General features: G+C 65.9%; 10 protein-coding genes and 1 pseudogene. 7 read left to right on the forward strand and 4 right to left on the reverse strand.

Annotation, left to right across the window (positions count from 1 at the left end):
• Positions 1-155: 155 nt before the first annotated feature.
• From ACZK3J_RS12315 to ACZK3J_RS12330, 4 genes are all read left to right on the forward strand, one after another.
• On the forward strand, positions 156-1295 hold the full coding sequence (locus ACZK3J_RS12315; protein WP_049401484.1) for an SPFH domain-containing protein: 1140 nt from the start codon (positions 156-158) through the stop codon (positions 1293-1295).
• Between the two features lie 20 nt (positions 1296-1315).
• Complete coding sequence (locus ACZK3J_RS12320; protein ID WP_049461047.1) at positions 1316-2668, forward strand: membrane protein; 1353 nt, start codon at positions 1316-1318, stop codon at positions 2666-2668.
• Positions 2665-2922 carry a hypothetical protein gene (locus ACZK3J_RS12325; RefSeq protein WP_032127215.1) on the forward strand — a complete coding sequence of 86 codons (258 nt, stop codon included), beginning with the start codon at positions 2665-2667 and terminating at the stop codon, positions 2920-2922. Before ACZK3J_RS12320 ends, ACZK3J_RS12325 begins: the two co-directional genes overlap by 4 nt.
• Positions 2923-3198: 276 nt before the next feature.
• Positions 3199-4863 (forward strand): tyrosinase family protein, encoded by a 1665-nt coding sequence (locus tag ACZK3J_RS12330; RefSeq protein ID WP_478475865.1) that lies wholly within the window; start codon positions 3199-3201, stop codon positions 4861-4863.
• Between the two features lie 53 nt (positions 4864-4916).
• On the opposite strand, the gene ACZK3J_RS12335 is transcribed toward ACZK3J_RS12330, so the two are convergent.
• Both ACZK3J_RS12335 and ACZK3J_RS12340 read right to left on the reverse strand, forming a co-directional pair.
• Positions 4917-5813 carry a tyrosine-protein phosphatase gene (locus ACZK3J_RS12335; protein WP_032127213.1) on the reverse strand — a complete coding sequence of 299 codons (897 nt, stop codon included), beginning with the start codon at positions 5811-5813 and terminating at the stop codon, positions 4917-4919.
• A gap of 17 nt (positions 5814-5830) precedes the next feature.
• Positions 5831-8119 carry a TonB-dependent receptor gene (locus ACZK3J_RS12340; RefSeq protein ID WP_478475866.1) on the reverse strand — a complete coding sequence of 763 codons (2289 nt, stop codon included), beginning with the start codon at positions 8117-8119 and terminating at the stop codon, positions 5831-5833.
• Between the two features lie 123 nt (positions 8120-8242).
• Here ACZK3J_RS12340 and ACZK3J_RS12345 point away from each other — a divergent pair, with 123 nt between their 5' ends.
• Together ACZK3J_RS12345 and ACZK3J_RS12350 are read left to right on the forward strand one after the other, a co-directional pair.
• Positions 8243-8884, forward strand: coding sequence for a TetR/AcrR family transcriptional regulator (locus tag ACZK3J_RS12345; protein ID WP_134951520.1), 642 nt, complete (start codon positions 8243-8245; stop codon positions 8882-8884).
• Between the two features lie 434 nt (positions 8885-9318).
• Positions 9319-11029 (forward strand): annotated as a pseudogene (locus tag ACZK3J_RS12350) (sensor domain-containing diguanylate cyclase).
• A 77-nt stretch (positions 11030-11106) separates the two neighbouring features.
• Here ACZK3J_RS12350 and ACZK3J_RS12355 read toward each other — a convergent pair.
• Positions 11107-13050, reverse strand: a complete 1944-nt coding sequence (locus ACZK3J_RS12355; RefSeq protein ID WP_478475867.1) for a MacB family efflux pump subunit — start codon at positions 13048-13050, stop codon at positions 11107-11109.
• 2 nt (positions 13051-13052) lie between these two features.
• Positions 13053-14234 (reverse strand): efflux RND transporter periplasmic adaptor subunit, encoded by a 1182-nt coding sequence (locus ACZK3J_RS12360; RefSeq protein ID WP_478475868.1) that lies wholly within the window; start codon positions 14232-14234, stop codon positions 13053-13055.
• Between the two features lie 236 nt (positions 14235-14470).
• Here ACZK3J_RS12360 and ACZK3J_RS12365 point away from each other — a divergent pair, with 236 nt between their 5' ends.
• Positions 14471-15037, forward strand: a complete 567-nt coding sequence (locus ACZK3J_RS12365; RefSeq protein WP_478475869.1) for a hypothetical protein — start codon at positions 14471-14473, stop codon at positions 15035-15037.
• Positions 15038-15079 lie beyond the last annotated feature (42 nt).

Below are 15079 nucleotides of genomic sequence, written 5' to 3' on the forward strand. Positions count from 1 at the left end.
ATCTACTGCCCGCACCTGCTGAGCCATTCGCGGCACAAGCGGTCGAAGGCAGAGACGGCATTCACCCACCGGCACCACAGCCGCCCCCGGCCACTGCTATATTCAGTCCAGCTCGGCAGGCATGGTGCCTGCCCTCGAATCACAGGGAGTTGGTCATGGGTCTGGTACAGGCGGTGAAGGGTGCGGTTGGCGGTGTGCTGGCCGACCAGTGGAAGGACTTCTACACCGTGCCGGCGGGCCTGCCGTCCACGGCGGCCCTGTTCGCGGCGGTGCCGCAGGGCACCAATGCCGGCCGCGGTTCCAACACCAGCGGCTCGTCCAACATCATCACCAACGGCTCGAAGATCATCGTGCCGGAGGGCTATGGCCTGCTGCTGTTCCAGGACGGCGCGATCACCGCGTTCGTCGCCGAACCGGGCGGCTACGAGTGGCGCTCTGACGACCTGAACTCGCAGTCGATCTTCGCCGGCGACGGCCTGGTCAGCACCTTCATCAAGCAGAGCTGGGAACGCTTCAAGTTCGGCGGCCAGCCCGGCTCGCAGCAGGCAGCCTACTTCGTCTCGCTGAAGGAACTGCCGGATAACCGCTTCGGCACCCAATCGGAAATCTACTGGGACGACGGCTTCCTCAATACCCAGGTCGGCGCGGTCACGCGTGGTTCGTACACGCTGAAGATCGTCGACCCGATCCTGTTCGTGAAGAACTTCGTACCGGCCAGCTACCTGCAGCCGGGACAGGTGTTCGACTTCACCGATCTGGACAACGCCGCGGCCAGCCAGCTGTTCAATGAAGTGGTCGGTTCGCTGGCGCCGGCCTTCAGCCTGTATACCAACGACCCGAGCAAGGGCAACCGCATCACCAAGCTGCAGCAGGACTCGCTGGGCTTCGCGCAGAGCCTGTCGGCTGCGGTCGAACAGGGTTACCAGTGGAAGTCCGACCGTGGTCTGGCCATCGTCAAGACCGCTATCGTCTCGATTGAATACGACGCCAATACCCGCGAACTGCTGAAGACCGTGCAGCGCGCCGATGCGTTGTCCGGTTCGCGCGGCAATTCCAACCTGCAGGCCAGTGTCGCCCAGGGCATCCAGTCGGCCGGCGAGAACGGCGGCGCGGCCGGCCTGGTCGGCGTCGGCATGGCCTCGGGCATGTTCGGAGTGGGTGGCATGCAGCAGCCGGTCACTCCGGCCGCGGATGACCCGGTCGCCAAGCTGAAGAAGGCCAAGGAAATGCTGGACCTGGGCCTGATCACCCAGAGCGACTATGACGCCCTGAAAGCCAAGGCACTGGGCCTGTAACAGCAGGACGCACAACGAACATGTCCGATCCCCGAAACGGCCCACCGCCGCTGCCCGGATCCGCGCCCGCGACGCCGCCGCCCTTGCCGGCGGCGTCGTTGGATGGGCCCGGTTCGCCGCAGGACGTCCCTCCCCTGCCCGGCAGCTTCCCGCTGGACACCTCGAAACTGCCACAGGCCATCCGCGATGAAGTGGAAGCGCCCGATCCTGTGGCCATCGATACTTCGGCCAGCGAGCTGAAGGACGGCCTCAACCGCTGCCCGAAGTGCGGCGCCACCGACATCCGGCCCAAGGCCGGTACCGATATCCTGGTCTGCCTGTACTGCCGTCACGAATGGCATGGCGCACGCGTCGAGGAGGAGTTCGGGCTGGGCGAGGCCATCGACCAGCTGCGCGGCACCGTCATCGCCTCCGGCGCACGCGACATCGATGCCGACACCTCGGCGTTGATGACCTTCAAGTGCACGGGCTGTGGCGCAGAAGTCACGGTCAACACCGAAAGCACGATGACGGCGCGCTGCCACTGGTGCCGCCACGTCTTCGGCGTCAATGAGCAGATTGCCAATGGCGCGGTACCCGATGCGGTGCTGCCCTTCCACATCAAGAAGGACGATGCGGTCGCGCGCATCCGCCAGTTCGTCGACAAGCGCCGGATGTTCGCGCTGAAGGCGTTCAAGGACCAGTTCACCCCTGAAAACGTGGTGGGCGTGTTCCTGCCCTACATGATCGTCGACAGCAATGTCAGCGCTGCGGTGGCCGGCAAAGGCGAGATCAAGACCCGTGAGTACACGGTCGGCAGCGAGAAGAACAAGCGCACCCTCTACGACGCCGATGTCTACCAGGTCGAACGCCAGGTCGATTTCACGGTCGACGATCTTCCGCTGGAATCCTCGGCCGAGCGCGGCAACCTGGATACCCGCGCCAACACCAACAACATCATCAACACCATCCTGCCGTTCGATACCAAGAACGCGGTGAAGTGGAACGCCTCGTACCTGGCCGGCTTCACTTCGGAGAAGCGCAACCTGGATGTGGAAAAGCTGCGGCCGCGGCTGGAAGACCAGCTGCTGTCGATTGCCCGCGCACAGGTGGAAGGCTCGGTGAAGCGCTACAACCGCGGCGTGCGCTGGGAGCAGGAACAGCTGGAGGTGCATGGCACCCGCTGGGTGTCGATGTACCTGCCGGTCTGGCTGTACTCGTACCATCAGCCTGGCAAGAACGGCGGCATGCTGCACTACATCGCGGTGAACGGCCGTACCGGCGAAACCATGGGCAGCGTGCCCGTGCAGCAATGGAAGATGCTGCTGGCGGCCCTTGCCACCGGCACCGTCATTGAAGCCCTCGCAATTGCCTTCCTGGTGGCATCGACATGAGCGACGACAGTGGCCTCTGGCTGTTGGCGGCAGGTCCGGCCGGCGCAACCGCGCTGTACTGGGCGCTGTACCGCTATTACCGCAACACCGACAAATCGCATTCCTTCGAGCACGAGACCGAAATCGAGGCGCAGCCCGTGACCGGTTCAGACCAGCAGGTGGGCCGGGTCACCGGCACCGAGGAAAAGCGCATACGCGGTGACAACGTGTACGAGTACCGGAAACGGGTGGCAAGGGTGAAACCCGACCAGTAGAGCCAGGCCATGCCTGGCTGATCGACAACGCCGCAACGACGACGGTGAACAGCTTCAGCCGGGCGGATGTGTACGCGCCTGCGACTGTGGCCTGCTTCGCAGATCAGCTCTGTTTGCCATGCCTATACTACCGCCGCTTCCACCCCTGCCATCGTTGCACCTGCCGGTGGAAGCGGCGGGGCTGGATGTCCCCGTCGGGCCGGCCGCCACGCTGCCGCCGGTCCTGCCAGTGATTTGTAACCCAACGCGGTTCAACCAATCACCAGGGGGAAGGCTATGCGCTACACACGTCGTGATTTTCTTGCCACCACCGCCAGCGCTTCATTGGCGTCACTGGTAGCACCCGGGGCCTGGGCCAGCGGTGCTGAGCCGGCCGGCAAGGCCGCACAGGCACGCTACCACCGCTACAACGTCACCACCCCCGAAGGCCAGCGCATGCTGGCCAGCTACGCGCGTGGCATCAAGGCCATGCTGGCATTGCCGGCAGACGATCCACGCAACTGGTTCCGCAACGCTTTCGTGCATCTGATGGACTGCCCGCACGGCAACTGGTGGTTCTATGTCTGGCACCGGGGCTATGTCGGCTACTTCGAACAGACCATCCGTATGCTCAGCGGTGATCCGCAGTTCGCCATGCCCTACTGGGACTGGACCGAGCTGCCACGGATTCCCCCGGCGATGTTCGACGGCGTATTGACGCCCACTGACAGCGCCTATGCGCCGTATACGCGCAACCTGGCGGTCTTCACCCGGTTCATGCGCCCGGCGTTGCAGCGCTACTGGGACACGCTGGATGCAGGCCAACGCGGCCAGCTCAAGTTCCGCGGCTACCTCACTGCAGACGATGTCTGGAACGATGTGACCGGCTACAGCGTCGCGGAAAAGACCGGCATCTCGGGCAATGCGGCCTATGCGATCACCTGCGGCGCCCGCTACCTCTGGCGCGAGAATCCCGGCTTCGATGCAAAGACCGCTTCGGCCGTGTCTCCCGACACCATCCACGCGGGGCTGTCGCCGGTCGAGTTCTACAACGACGATGTCAGCCGCAGCTTCACCAGCTCACGTACGGCCTCGCACGTGGTGCAGCCTGACGGCGCCACGAAATTCTCGGTACTGGAAGGATTCCCGCACAACAAGGTGCACAACTGCATCGGTGGCGTCGGCGCGGTCGATCCCGGCCCCTACGGCAACATGACCAACTTCCTGTCACCACTCGATCCGATCTTCTACCTGCACCACGCCAACATGGACCGCCTGTGGGATGTGTGGAACCAGCTGCAGCAATCCCGCGGCAAGCCGATCATGCCCGTCAACGTCGACCAGCGGCGTCAGTTCATGAACGAACCGTTCCGGTTCTTCGTCGATGCACAGGGCAAGCCCGTTGGCGAGCGTCCGGCCAGCGCGTTCTTCTCCACCACGGCCTTCGACTACGACTACGTCTACGCGCGCCGCAACGACATGCTGGAGGCGGTCACGCTGCCAGCAGCTGCCGGTGCGGTGCGGCTGGTGCGCGGCACACGCTCCGATGGCGCCGTCCGCGTGGCTGTCCCCAATGAGGCGGTGCGCGCGCACCTGACCACATCGGGCCCGCGCCAGTTGATTGCCGAAGTGACCCTGGAGCGACCACGCGGTTTGAACAATACGCGCGAGTTCGACGTGCTGATCAACGCACCGGCGGGCACCGCCTCCGTGGCGGCCGACAGTCCGTACTACGCCGGCACCGTATCGTTCTTCGGGCCGACCATGGCCGGGATGGATCACAGCCACCCAACCACGTTCGCGGTGCCGCTGCCGCAGAAACTGGGGGCCCTGCAGGCACTGAATGCCGCCGATGGGGGAACGATCACGCTGGAGATCCGCCTGGTCGCATCGTCCGGCCAGGCACCGCAGACATTCCCGGTACTGGATGCCGCCATCCTGGTAGCACCGCAGCAGCCGTGATGACGCTCGGCAGGTGCCGGGCTGTCCGGCACCTGCCTTCAGCCTGGCAGTCTTCAGCCGGCCTGCCCCAGCCGCACCTTCAACTGCTGGATCTCCTGTTCGCTGACCCCGATCGACTTCAGGTACCCTTCCGCACCACCATACTGGCTGTGCAACGCCGCCAGGAACTGCTCCATGTTGTCCGGTGCGGTACCGGCCATACCGGCCATCTTGCGGGCGATCTCGGGGTTCTGCTTGACCAGCGCCATGATCTGCGCGTTCATCGCGCTGTCCTTTGGCTGCCCTTCCAGGTAGTGCGCGGAGATCGCGTAGTTGTGCACGATCTCGGACTTCGGCACGCCGGCCAGATCCAGCAGCAGGCCAGCGATGATGCCGGTGCGATCCTTGCCGGCCGTGCAATGGAACAGCACGGCACCGTCCTGCTGCGCGGCGATGCGCTGGAACACCTGCTTGAACTGCGGCTGGCTGTGGCCCAGCCACTGCACATAGGCTTCGCCCAGCGAATCCGGGAAACTGGTCATCATCTTCTGCAGGTCCATCTTCTCGGTGCCCATCAGCGAAATGCGCTGGTAGGCAAAGCGATCATCCCTGGCCAGCAGGTCCGGCGACTGCGCCTCTTCATCGGCGGTACGCAGGTCGATATCCAGCTTCACGCCGGCCGCGGCCAGGGCATCACGGTCGGCATCGGTGAGGCGGCCGAGGTCTGCGGTGCGCACGAACGCATCGGCCGGAATCGGACCGTGGCTGCCCTGCAGGCCGGCGAAGGTACGCACGTTCCAGGCGCCCTGCAGCGGGATCACGCGCTGCGCATCGGCAGCGACGGGCTTCACGTTCGCAACGGCCGTCGGCTTCGCGGCGGCGACTTGCGGCGCATCAGCGGCAGCAGCCGTCGCAGCCATCGGCAGGCTGAGCATCAGGGCCAGGACAAGTTCGGTAGAGCGGTGCTTCATGGAATTCTCCGTTCGAATCAGAAGTTGACGGCCATTTCCAGGCCGAAGGTACGCGGGTCGTTGAAGATGCCGCTCTGGCCCAGCGCCGCGCTGTTGATCTTGTAGAACAGGTGCTGCTCATCGAGCAGGTTGCGTGCCCACAACGAGAACGACATGGTGGTGCCAGTGCTGTTGACCGGCACATCCACCAGCGCCACCCGTGCGTTCACCACGAACGAGCTGTCGGTCAGCATCTGGTCGTACTCGCTGGTGTAGTAGCCATCGGACCAGTTGCCGTCCACATGGAGCTTCAGTGCCGAGAAGTTCGCGAACGGCACCAGGTAGTCGACCGACAGGCTGCCGGCGTTCTTCGGCGCCAGCAGCGGCTGGACCGTTACCTGCACCCCTGCACCGAACGGGTCCGTCGCGGTCTGCGCGTCGATCTTCGTATAGGCGTAGTTGAGGCCGAGAGTGAGGTTGTCCACCGGCATCACGTTGAACTCCAGCTCCGCGCCGCGCGACTTGCCATCGCTCAATGCATTGGTGGTGACCATGGTGGTGCGGGTCTCGCCACTGTTCGGGTCGAACGGCAGCGAGAAGTCCATTTGTTTGTGCGCGATGGTCGAATCGAACACCGCTAGGTTCAGGCGCGCGCGGTTGTCCCAGAACTGCGATTTGAAGCCCAGCTCATAGGCCGTCACTTCTTCAGGACCGAACGCGCTGTAGTTGGTCGAGCGCGAGTTGGCACCGCCGGCCTTGAAGCCGGTGCTGTACTTGGCATAGACCATCGCGTGCTCGCCGAGGTCGTAGGCGATATTGACCATCGGGTCGAAACGGCTCCAGCGATCCTTGAACGCAAGGTTGGTCGCCGCACCATTGACGATGTACAGGCTGCCCTTCTTGTCATCGCGGGTATAGCGGCCACCCGCTGTCAGGTGCAGCCGCTGCATCGCTTCCGGGGTCCACGTGGCCTGGCCGAAGACGCCCAGGCTGTCGGTCCAGGCCTTGCTGGCGCGATCGATGCGTACCCGCGAGAGATCCAGCGGGTTGGTCGCCGGATTCACGGTGTAGCTGTTGCCACCCGGCCCCCAGACCAGCATGTTCGGGGTCTGCGCATTGTCACCGGCAGTCTCGTGGTAGTAGAACGCTCCGCCGAGGAACTGCACCTGCGAGGTATTGCCGATCAGCTGGAATTCCTGGCTGTACTGGTGCTGGTAGACCTGCGCCAGGCTGTAACGACCGAACGGCGTCCCTGCACCACCGTAAGCGGAAATCGCATCGACCAGGCCCATGTCGAACTGGCCCTGGGTGAGTTCACGGTATGAGCTGATCGACTTCAGCTCCAGGTTGTCATTCAGCGTCCACGACAGGTTCAACAGATGGCCGCTGGTACGCCCGATGTTGTCTTCCTGCGGTCCACCGAGGATCGCGCTGTCGCGGCGATCCAGGCTGGCACCGGCCTTCTGCAACGGGCTGAGGTACGCGCCCGGCACCAGCACCTGGGTGTGGTACGGCGTGGTGGCGTCGTAGGAGCGATCGAACGCGTACAGCAGCGAGAAGTCATCGCTCGGCTGCCACAGCGCGCTCAGGCGGGCGCCGCGCTTGTCGTAACTGTTGAAGTCGCGCTCGCCGCGCATCGGGTTGTCGGTGGTGCCGCCACGCTTGGCCTGCACGGCGTCGATCTTGAAGCTGACATCGCCCACCCTGGGCAGATCCAGGTGCAGCGCACTGTTGTAGCCGCTGAAGTTGGACACGCCCGCGCTGACGTTGCCGCCAAACTCGCCGGTCGGCGCCTTGGTCACGATGCTCACCGCGCCGCCTTCGGTATTGCGGCCGAACAGCGTGCCCTGCGGCCCCTTCAGTACTTCAATACGCTCCACGTCGTAGAGCATGCTGCCCAGGCCCTGTGCGCGGCCCATGAACACCCCGTCGACGTAGATGCCGACGCCGGCGTCGCGGGCCGGCTGGTTGGCGTCGCCGGAGGCGCCGATGCCACGGATGCCGATGTTCAGCGCCGAACTGCGGGTAGCGAACGGCGTGACCCGCAGCGACGGGATGGAGCCATCGGACAGGCTGCCCAGCGAAATCGCGCTGCGGTCCTTCAGCGCTTCGGCATCGACCACCGATACCGAGATCGGGGTCTCCTGCAGGTTGGTGGCGCGTTTCTGCGCGGTCACCATCACCTGGTCGAGGGCAACGACAGTGCGCGCGGCCTCGGAGGATGCCTCGGCGTCGGCACTGGGACTGTCTTCGGCATGGGCCAGTGCCGGCAGCGCGGCGGCAATGGCGAGGGTGAGCAGCGGGCGGTGCAGCAGGGCGTGGCGCATCGGACTCATTCGCGGAAGGAGAAGGCCGGCGCAGTCTGGGAGGCGGGAATTACAAATGAATGACCGTTCATTCACACCTTTTGTGACGTACTATCCCGCCTCTGGACGCCCCGACTTCATGCAATGACGCCGAAAACCGCCCTGGCCGCACCCGCTGACGCCCATGCCGCCGCCCATGCCGAAGCCCAGCGCCGGCGCATCCTCGACGCCGCCCAGAAGTGCTTCATCACCCGTGGTTTCCATGCCGGTTCGATCGGCGATATCGCTGCCGAGGCCGAGATCAGCCAGGGGCTGATGTACCGCTATTTCGCCAACAAGCGCGCCCTGATCCTGGCCCTGATCGAGCGCCAGCTGCGCCACGACCAGGCCTCGATCAGCGAGATGCCGGTGGCGTCCGATCTGATTGATGGGCTGCTGGAGTGCTACCAGCAATGGGCACGCGGCGAGGTGCTGCCGATCCACGGCAATGCCATCGCCAGCGTGGCCCTGTATGCAGAGATCAATGCCGAGGCGCATCGCGACCCGATGCTGGCAGGGGTGCTGCGCACCCATGACAAGCAGACCAGTGCCGCGATCCATGCCTGGCTGCGCCAGCGCGATGTCGATCAGGGCCGGATCGTGGACGAAGAGCAGATTGCAGGCCGCACCCTGCTGCTGCGGCTGCTGGTGGAAGGTCTGGCGATGCGCGCCGTGCGCGACCCCGACCTGCCGCCGGAACGGGTGCGCGCCCTGCTGGCCGATGCCATTGGTCGTGTGATGGGGTAGTGCCGGCCGCTGGCCGGCATCTGCAGTACCCCGGCGTCACGAAGTTGCCGGCCAGCGGCCGGCACTACCCAGCCTATGCGGCCCACCATTGCGGCTGCTGGCGGAACGCCCCGTGATGCGTGCGTTGCGCGTTGCGTCGCCTGCCGGCCAATCGACCGGTAGTGCCGGCCGCTGGCCGGCATCTGCAGTACCCCGGCGTCACGAAGTTGCCGGCCAGCGGCCGGCACTACCCCGTCGTTACCCCGTCGTTCGACACGCGCTGCATGTCCGCGACCGCCGTCACGTTTTGGCTCGACCCACGTGCGGCCCACCGAAACGCTGATGCCAACGCGTCACACCGGCATCACCCGACGCTGGCGATACATAACGTGGTACGCACTAGCGTAGTGCCCGACAGCCGAAGCCGCCCTCGCCACCCCGCCCTGAAAAGTGCCATGGACGAAGCCGAACGACTGCTTGAACTCGACCGCCTGCACCTGCTCGACACGCCACCAGAGCCTGTTTTCGATGCGATCGTCGCCGCAGCGCGTGCCGCAACCGGCATGACCATGGCTCTGATTTCAGTTGTTGCCGACGAGCGCCAGTGGTTCAAGGCCAACATCGGGCTGGAAGGTGTCAGCGAAACCGCGCGCGAGATTTCATTCTGCACCCATGCCATACAGCAGGACACGCTGTTCGAGATTCCGGACGCGCGCCAGGACCCTCGCTTCTCCACCAATCCCCTGGTGACCGGCGGCCCGCGCATCCGTCACTACGCGGGCATCTCGCTGGGCTCGGCGCATGGCGCGCGCATAGGAACGCTGTGCCTGCTCGACCCGATGCCGGGCGTTCTGTCTCCCTCGCAGCGCGAATTGATGGTGCATCTGGCCCGGGTCACCACCCAGGTGCTGGAGCAGCGCAGCACGCTGATGGCCCAGGTGGGCCAGGCCAAGGCCCTGCATCGTGAGCTGAAGCGCAGCGAGGACTTCCTGGAGCGCACGAACCGCGCGGCCCGGGTGGGTGGCTGGGAAATGGACCTGGTCAGCAACGAGGTCCGCTGGACCCGCGAAACCAAGCAGATCCACGGCGTGCGCAGCAACTTCGAACCGACGCTCGAAACTGCGCTCTCGTTCTATCGCGAGGACAGCCGAAACATCATCCGCACGGCGGTGCAGCGTTGCATCGATGAAGGCACGTCGTGGGAGGTGCAGCTGCCGATGACCACCGCCGACGGACGAGCCATCTGGACCCGCGTGGTTGGAGGCCGGCAGCAGGTCGATGGCCGGCCGCGGCTGGTCGGGGCCATACAGGACATCACCGAGGAGCGCGCCGCGCTGGATGCACTGGAAGCCAGCGAAACCCGCTACCGGCGGCTGTTCCATTACAGCCTTGGCCTGATCTGCACCCACACGCTGGAGGGCGTGCTGACCTCGGTGAACCCAGCGGCCGTGCAGTCACTGGGCTTCGATGAGAGCTACATGATCGGGCGCAGCTTGTGCGACCTGATGCCGCCGGAGAAGCGGGCCGCGTTCAAGGCGTATCTGGAACGCATCGCAGTCAACCACACCGATGCCGGCGTCATCGAGCTGATCGCCGCCGATGGTTCCCGGCATTTCTGGGCGTATCACAACGTGCTCGACAACGAGGCCACCCCACCCTACGTGCTCGGCCATGCGCAGGACGTCACCGCACTGCGGATGCAGGAACAGCAGTTGCGCGAGATGTCCTTCAAGGATCCCCCTCACCCAGAGCTACAACCGCCGCTTCCTGCCCCGCCTGGACGAACTGATCGACCAGCCTTGGGCCTGCCTGATGTTCGATCTGGATCATTTCAAGCAGATAAACGACACCCAGGGCCATGCGCGGGGTGACACGGTGCTGGTCGAGTTCGCCGCCTTCCTGCGCGCTCCACTGGGGTCAATGGAAAGCGTAGTGCGTATGGGTGGCGACGAGTTCATGGTGGTGCTGACTGCACCGGAACCGGGACGGCTGGCCGCGCTGGAGCAGTGGTATGCGCAGCATGCCGGGCAGTCACCCACACCCTTCTCGCTGGGCGCGACCCACCACGCACCCGGCGAGACGGTGGCCGACACCCTGCAGCGCGCCGACAGCCGTCTGTATCGCGAGCGTGCACGCGTGCGCACGCATCCGCGCCCCTCATCCTGAGGCTGCTCCTGTGGAGCCAAAGGCAACGGCTCCTGCCGTTGCCTTCGGCTCCACAAATGCCTGCACCGGGCCTGCGCCTACTCCGCTGCCAGCGCCTGGATCGGATCCAGTTGTGCCGCACTGCGCGCCGGGAAGTAGCCGAAGCCAAGCCCGATCGCAGACGAACATGCCAGCGCGGCGAGCACCGGGCCCGCCGTGAACAGGAACGGCACACCCAGCGACAGCAGGCTGGACAGCGCACCCACCCCGAACGCGAACAGCACCCCCAGCACGCCACCGAACAGGCAGATCAGCACCGCCTCGATCAGGAACTGGCGCAGGATGTCGCCCTGCCGCGCGCCCACCGCCAGCCGCACGCCGATCTCGCGCACGCGCTCCTTCACCGAGACCAGCATGATGTTCATCACCCCCACCCCGCCGACCACCAGCGCCACTGCTGCGATGGCCGAAACCAACGCTGCCATGGTCTGACTGGACTTCATCACCGCCTTGCGGATCTGGTCGGCGTTGTAGATGAAGAAGTCACGACGGCCATGCAACCGCTCCAGCTCGGCCCCCAGCGAGGCTTCGGCGGCGTTGGTGGGCACGTTGTCGCGCACGCGCACCGTGATGCTCTCCAGGCGCTCGCTGCCCAGCAGTCGCGAGGCCGCCGAGGTATACGGCACGTAGACCGTCGGGGTTGCACCGCCAGCGAACGCATTGGCCCCGACCACACCGATCACCTCCACCGGCATGCCGCCCAGCAGCACCGTGCTGCCGATCGGGCTGCCGCTGAACAGCGCTTTGGCCGCCTTCTGGTCGACCACGCCCACGGCGCGGTGCGCATCCACTTCGGCGTCGGTGAAGAAGCGGCCGGCCTTCAGCCGCAGCCCACGCACGCGCGGCATGTCGGCGCCTACGCCCAGCACCTGGGTGTTGGCACGCCGGTTGCCCTGCAGCGCTGCCACCGATCCGCTCAGGTTCGGGCTTACGCTGTCCACGTAACTCAACGCCGCAAAATGGTCCGCATCGCCCACCACCAGCGTCTCGATCTCCGCCGAACGCGGGTCACCGAAATCCGAGCCCGGGAAGATCTCCAGCGTACTGGCGCCCAGTTCGTTGATCTGTGATTCAACCTGCGCCTGTGCACCCTTGCCCAGCGCAACCACGGTCACCACGGCGGCTACGCCGATGATGATCCCGAGCATGGTCAGCAGCGTGCGCAGGCGATGGGCCAGCATCGAGCGCACGGCCATGCGCGCGGCTTCGCGAATCGCATCCATGCGTGCGCGGCGCTCGGTGACCGGCGACACGCCGCGTTCGGTCCCGGGTGTTTCAGCCGCAGCACGCGATCCCCGCTCGCCGCGGTCGGTCACCACCCGGCCGTCGGCGATCTCGATCACCCGCGCCGCGTTGGCGGCAATCGCCGCATCGTGTGTCACCAGGATCACCGTGTGGCCCTGTGCATGCAGGCGCTTCAGCTCGGCCATCACCTGCTGGCCACTGGCGTGATCGAGCGCGCCGGTGGGTTCATCGGCCAGCACGATCGCGCCGCCGTTCATCAGCGAACGGGCAATGGACACGCGCTGCTGCTGGCCGCCGGACAGCTGGCTCGGCCGGTTCGTGGTGCGCTCACCCAGCCCCAGTGTTTCCAGCAGCATGCGCGCGCGGGCGGTGCGCGCATCGGCATCCACGCCGGCATAGACTGCCGGCAGTGCCACATTTTCCGTGGCACTCAGGTTCTCCATCAGGTTGTAGCGCTGGAAAATGAAACCGAAATGCTCGCGCCGCAAGCGTGCCAGCGCGTCCGGCGCCATCTGCTCGGTGGCCTCGCCGTTCACCCGATAGCTGCCCTCGGTCGGCCGGTCCAGGCAGCCAAGGATGTTCATCAGCGTGGATTTTCCCGAACCGGACGGGCCGATGATGGCGATGAACTCGCCCGCCGTGATGCGCAGCGACACGTCCTTCAACACCACCACCTCGCCGGCGGCGGAGCGATAGGCGCGCGATACGCCATGCAGTTCCAGCAGTACGTCGGCCATGCTCACATCCCCAGCAGGCTGGTCGGTTCGGATTCGCCGCCGCTGGGCGCCTGGCCGACCACCACGTTCTCACCCTCGCGCAGACCGGACAGGATCTGCACGGCGGTGGCGGTGCGCAGGCCGGTCGTCACCGCACGTTCCTGGGCGCGGCCCTTGGTGTCGAGCACGCGCACGGTTCCACGGCTGCCGTCCTTGCCATCCGAATCGGTCAGCGCCGTCAATGGCACCTGCAGCGCGTTGGCAACCCGTGCCAGCTGCAGGGTCACCTTCACCGTCATCGAGGGCTTCAGCTTCAGGCCGGGATTGGCCACGTCGAACAGGCCGGCGTAGTACACCGCCTTCGGCGTCTGCGCAGAGCCACCCGCATTGCCGGTGGCGACGTCGGCAATCGAGGAGGGCGCCGGTTCCAGCTGCTGCAGGTGGGATTCATAGCGGCGGCCGCTTGGCCCCAGTGTCGAGAACCACAACGGTTGCCCCGGTGCCACCAGCTCGACGTCGGCCTCGGCGATCTCGGCGCGCACGGTCATCGTATCCATCTGCGCCAGCATCACGATGGTCGGCGTGGTCTGCATCGAGTTCAACGTCTGCCCGGCCTTGGTGACGATGGCCACGATGTAACCGTCGCTGGGCGAAACAATGCGGGTATAGCCCAGGTTGATCCGTGCGGTTTCGACCTGGGTCACGGCCTGGTCGATCTGCGCCTGCAGCGCGGCCACCTCTGAGCGTGCCGCATCGCGCGCCACGCGTGCGGCTTCGAAACCTTCCTGTGACACCAGGCGCGACGCCACCAGCTGCGACTGCCGCTGGTAAGCACGGCTGGCCTGCGCATAGCGGGCCTGGCTGGCCGCATGCTGGGCGCGCAGCGTGTTGGTGGCCGCCTCGGCACTGCGCAGCGCGATACGCTGCGGCTGCGAATCGACCTCGGCGATCAGGTCACCGGCCTGTACGCGCTGGCCCAGCACCACATGCAGGCGCTTGACCTGGCCGGACACCTGCGCACCCACCGCCACCAGCTCCTTGGGATGGACCCGGCCGACCGCCTGTACGGTCTTCTCCAGATCCGCCACCCTTGCCGGCGCGGTGATCAACGCGGCATCATCGCCGCCGGCAAATGCCCACAATCCAGCGCCGGCGGCCAATGTGGTCACGGTGGCGGCAATGATCCAGATCCTGCGGTTGCTCATCGAAACGCCCGGCTGCGTGCAGTCGCCCAGTGCGACCGCCGAAACTGCAGTCTGGAAGCCGCGGATGGACGTTTCTTGGAGCCACTGTGGAGATTGCATGGAGCCGCGGCAGCCGTTCAGGCACCAGCCCCGCGCCTGAATGCTGCAGCCTGCGTCCACGCAATCTCGACACAATCTCGACCGAGTCTCCATCAACGGTCGCTAGCCTCGTCGGCCTTGCCGACTGCCCGCCTGCCGTGTCCCTTTCCCATCCAGACCTGCCACCCATCGATGTGCGCCGTGCCTACCTGGCGTGGTGTGCGCCTTCGCCGTGGTTGATCGCCGTCGTGTTGGCATCGACCACCAGCTGGATGCTGGCCGCGCCGGATCCGTTACCCCCGCTGCTGGCGGGCTTCGGGGCGGCCGCCCTGGTGGGGTTCCGCAGCGATGGACCCGGTTGCACTGGCCGTTCCGGCGCACTCGCGTCGCTGGCGCTGATTGGTCTGGCGGTCTGGGCGGCAACGCACCCGGTCGCCGACGCCACCCTGCATCTGCTGCTCGCCCTTGCCACTCTCGCGATCGTCGCCCTGCTGGCACTGCGCCTGAGCGCCATCCTGGGCATGGCCTCGCGGCTGCAGGCCCGGGTAAACACCACCCCCATGGCATCGCGCTGGAGCAAGCTGCCGGCGGCGGTCTCCACCCTGATGCTGCAGCAGCTGCGCGGCGCAGGTGCAGTGGAACCCAGCCTGCAGCGCACGCTGGTGCTGGCCACCCTCGCCTGGGCTGCCAACGAAGAGGCGCAGGACATGCAGCGGCGACGATGACCCTGCCCCTGATCCCGCCCTTGCCCACCCTTGCCCCGAACC

This window comes from Stenotrophomonas sp. 86428_Sma, assembly GCF_056481585.1.

What these genes read in the sequence shown, in the direction of transcription:
- ACZK3J_RS12355 (WP_478475867.1), bottom strand. Translation starts at nt 13,050, where the DNA reads ATGGCCGACGTACTGCTGGAACTGCATGGCGTATCGCGCGCCTATCGC.
- ACZK3J_RS12360 (WP_478475868.1), bottom strand. Translation starts at nt 14,234, where the DNA reads ATGAGCAACCGCAGGATCTGGATCATTGCCGCCACCGTGACCACATTG.
- ACZK3J_RS12340 (WP_478475866.1), bottom strand. Translation starts at nt 8,119, where the DNA reads ATGCGCCACGCCCTGCTGCACCGCCCGCTGCTCACCCTCGCCATTGCC.
- ACZK3J_RS12325 (WP_032127215.1), top strand. Translation starts at nt 2,665, where the DNA reads ATGAGCGACGACAGTGGCCTCTGGCTGTTGGCGGCAGGTCCGGCCGGC.
- ACZK3J_RS12315 (WP_049401484.1), top strand. Translation starts at nt 156, where the DNA reads ATGGGTCTGGTACAGGCGGTGAAGGGTGCGGTTGGCGGTGTGCTGGCC.
- ACZK3J_RS12335 (WP_032127213.1), bottom strand. Translation starts at nt 5,813, where the DNA reads ATGAAGCACCGCTCTACCGAACTTGTCCTGGCCCTGATGCTCAGCCTG.
- ACZK3J_RS12345 (WP_134951520.1), top strand. Translation starts at nt 8,243, where the DNA reads ATGACGCCGAAAACCGCCCTGGCCGCACCCGCTGACGCCCATGCCGCC.
- ACZK3J_RS12330 (WP_478475865.1), top strand. Translation starts at nt 3,199, where the DNA reads ATGCGCTACACACGTCGTGATTTTCTTGCCACCACCGCCAGCGCTTCA.
- ACZK3J_RS12320 (WP_049461047.1), top strand. Translation starts at nt 1,316, where the DNA reads ATGTCCGATCCCCGAAACGGCCCACCGCCGCTGCCCGGATCCGCGCCC.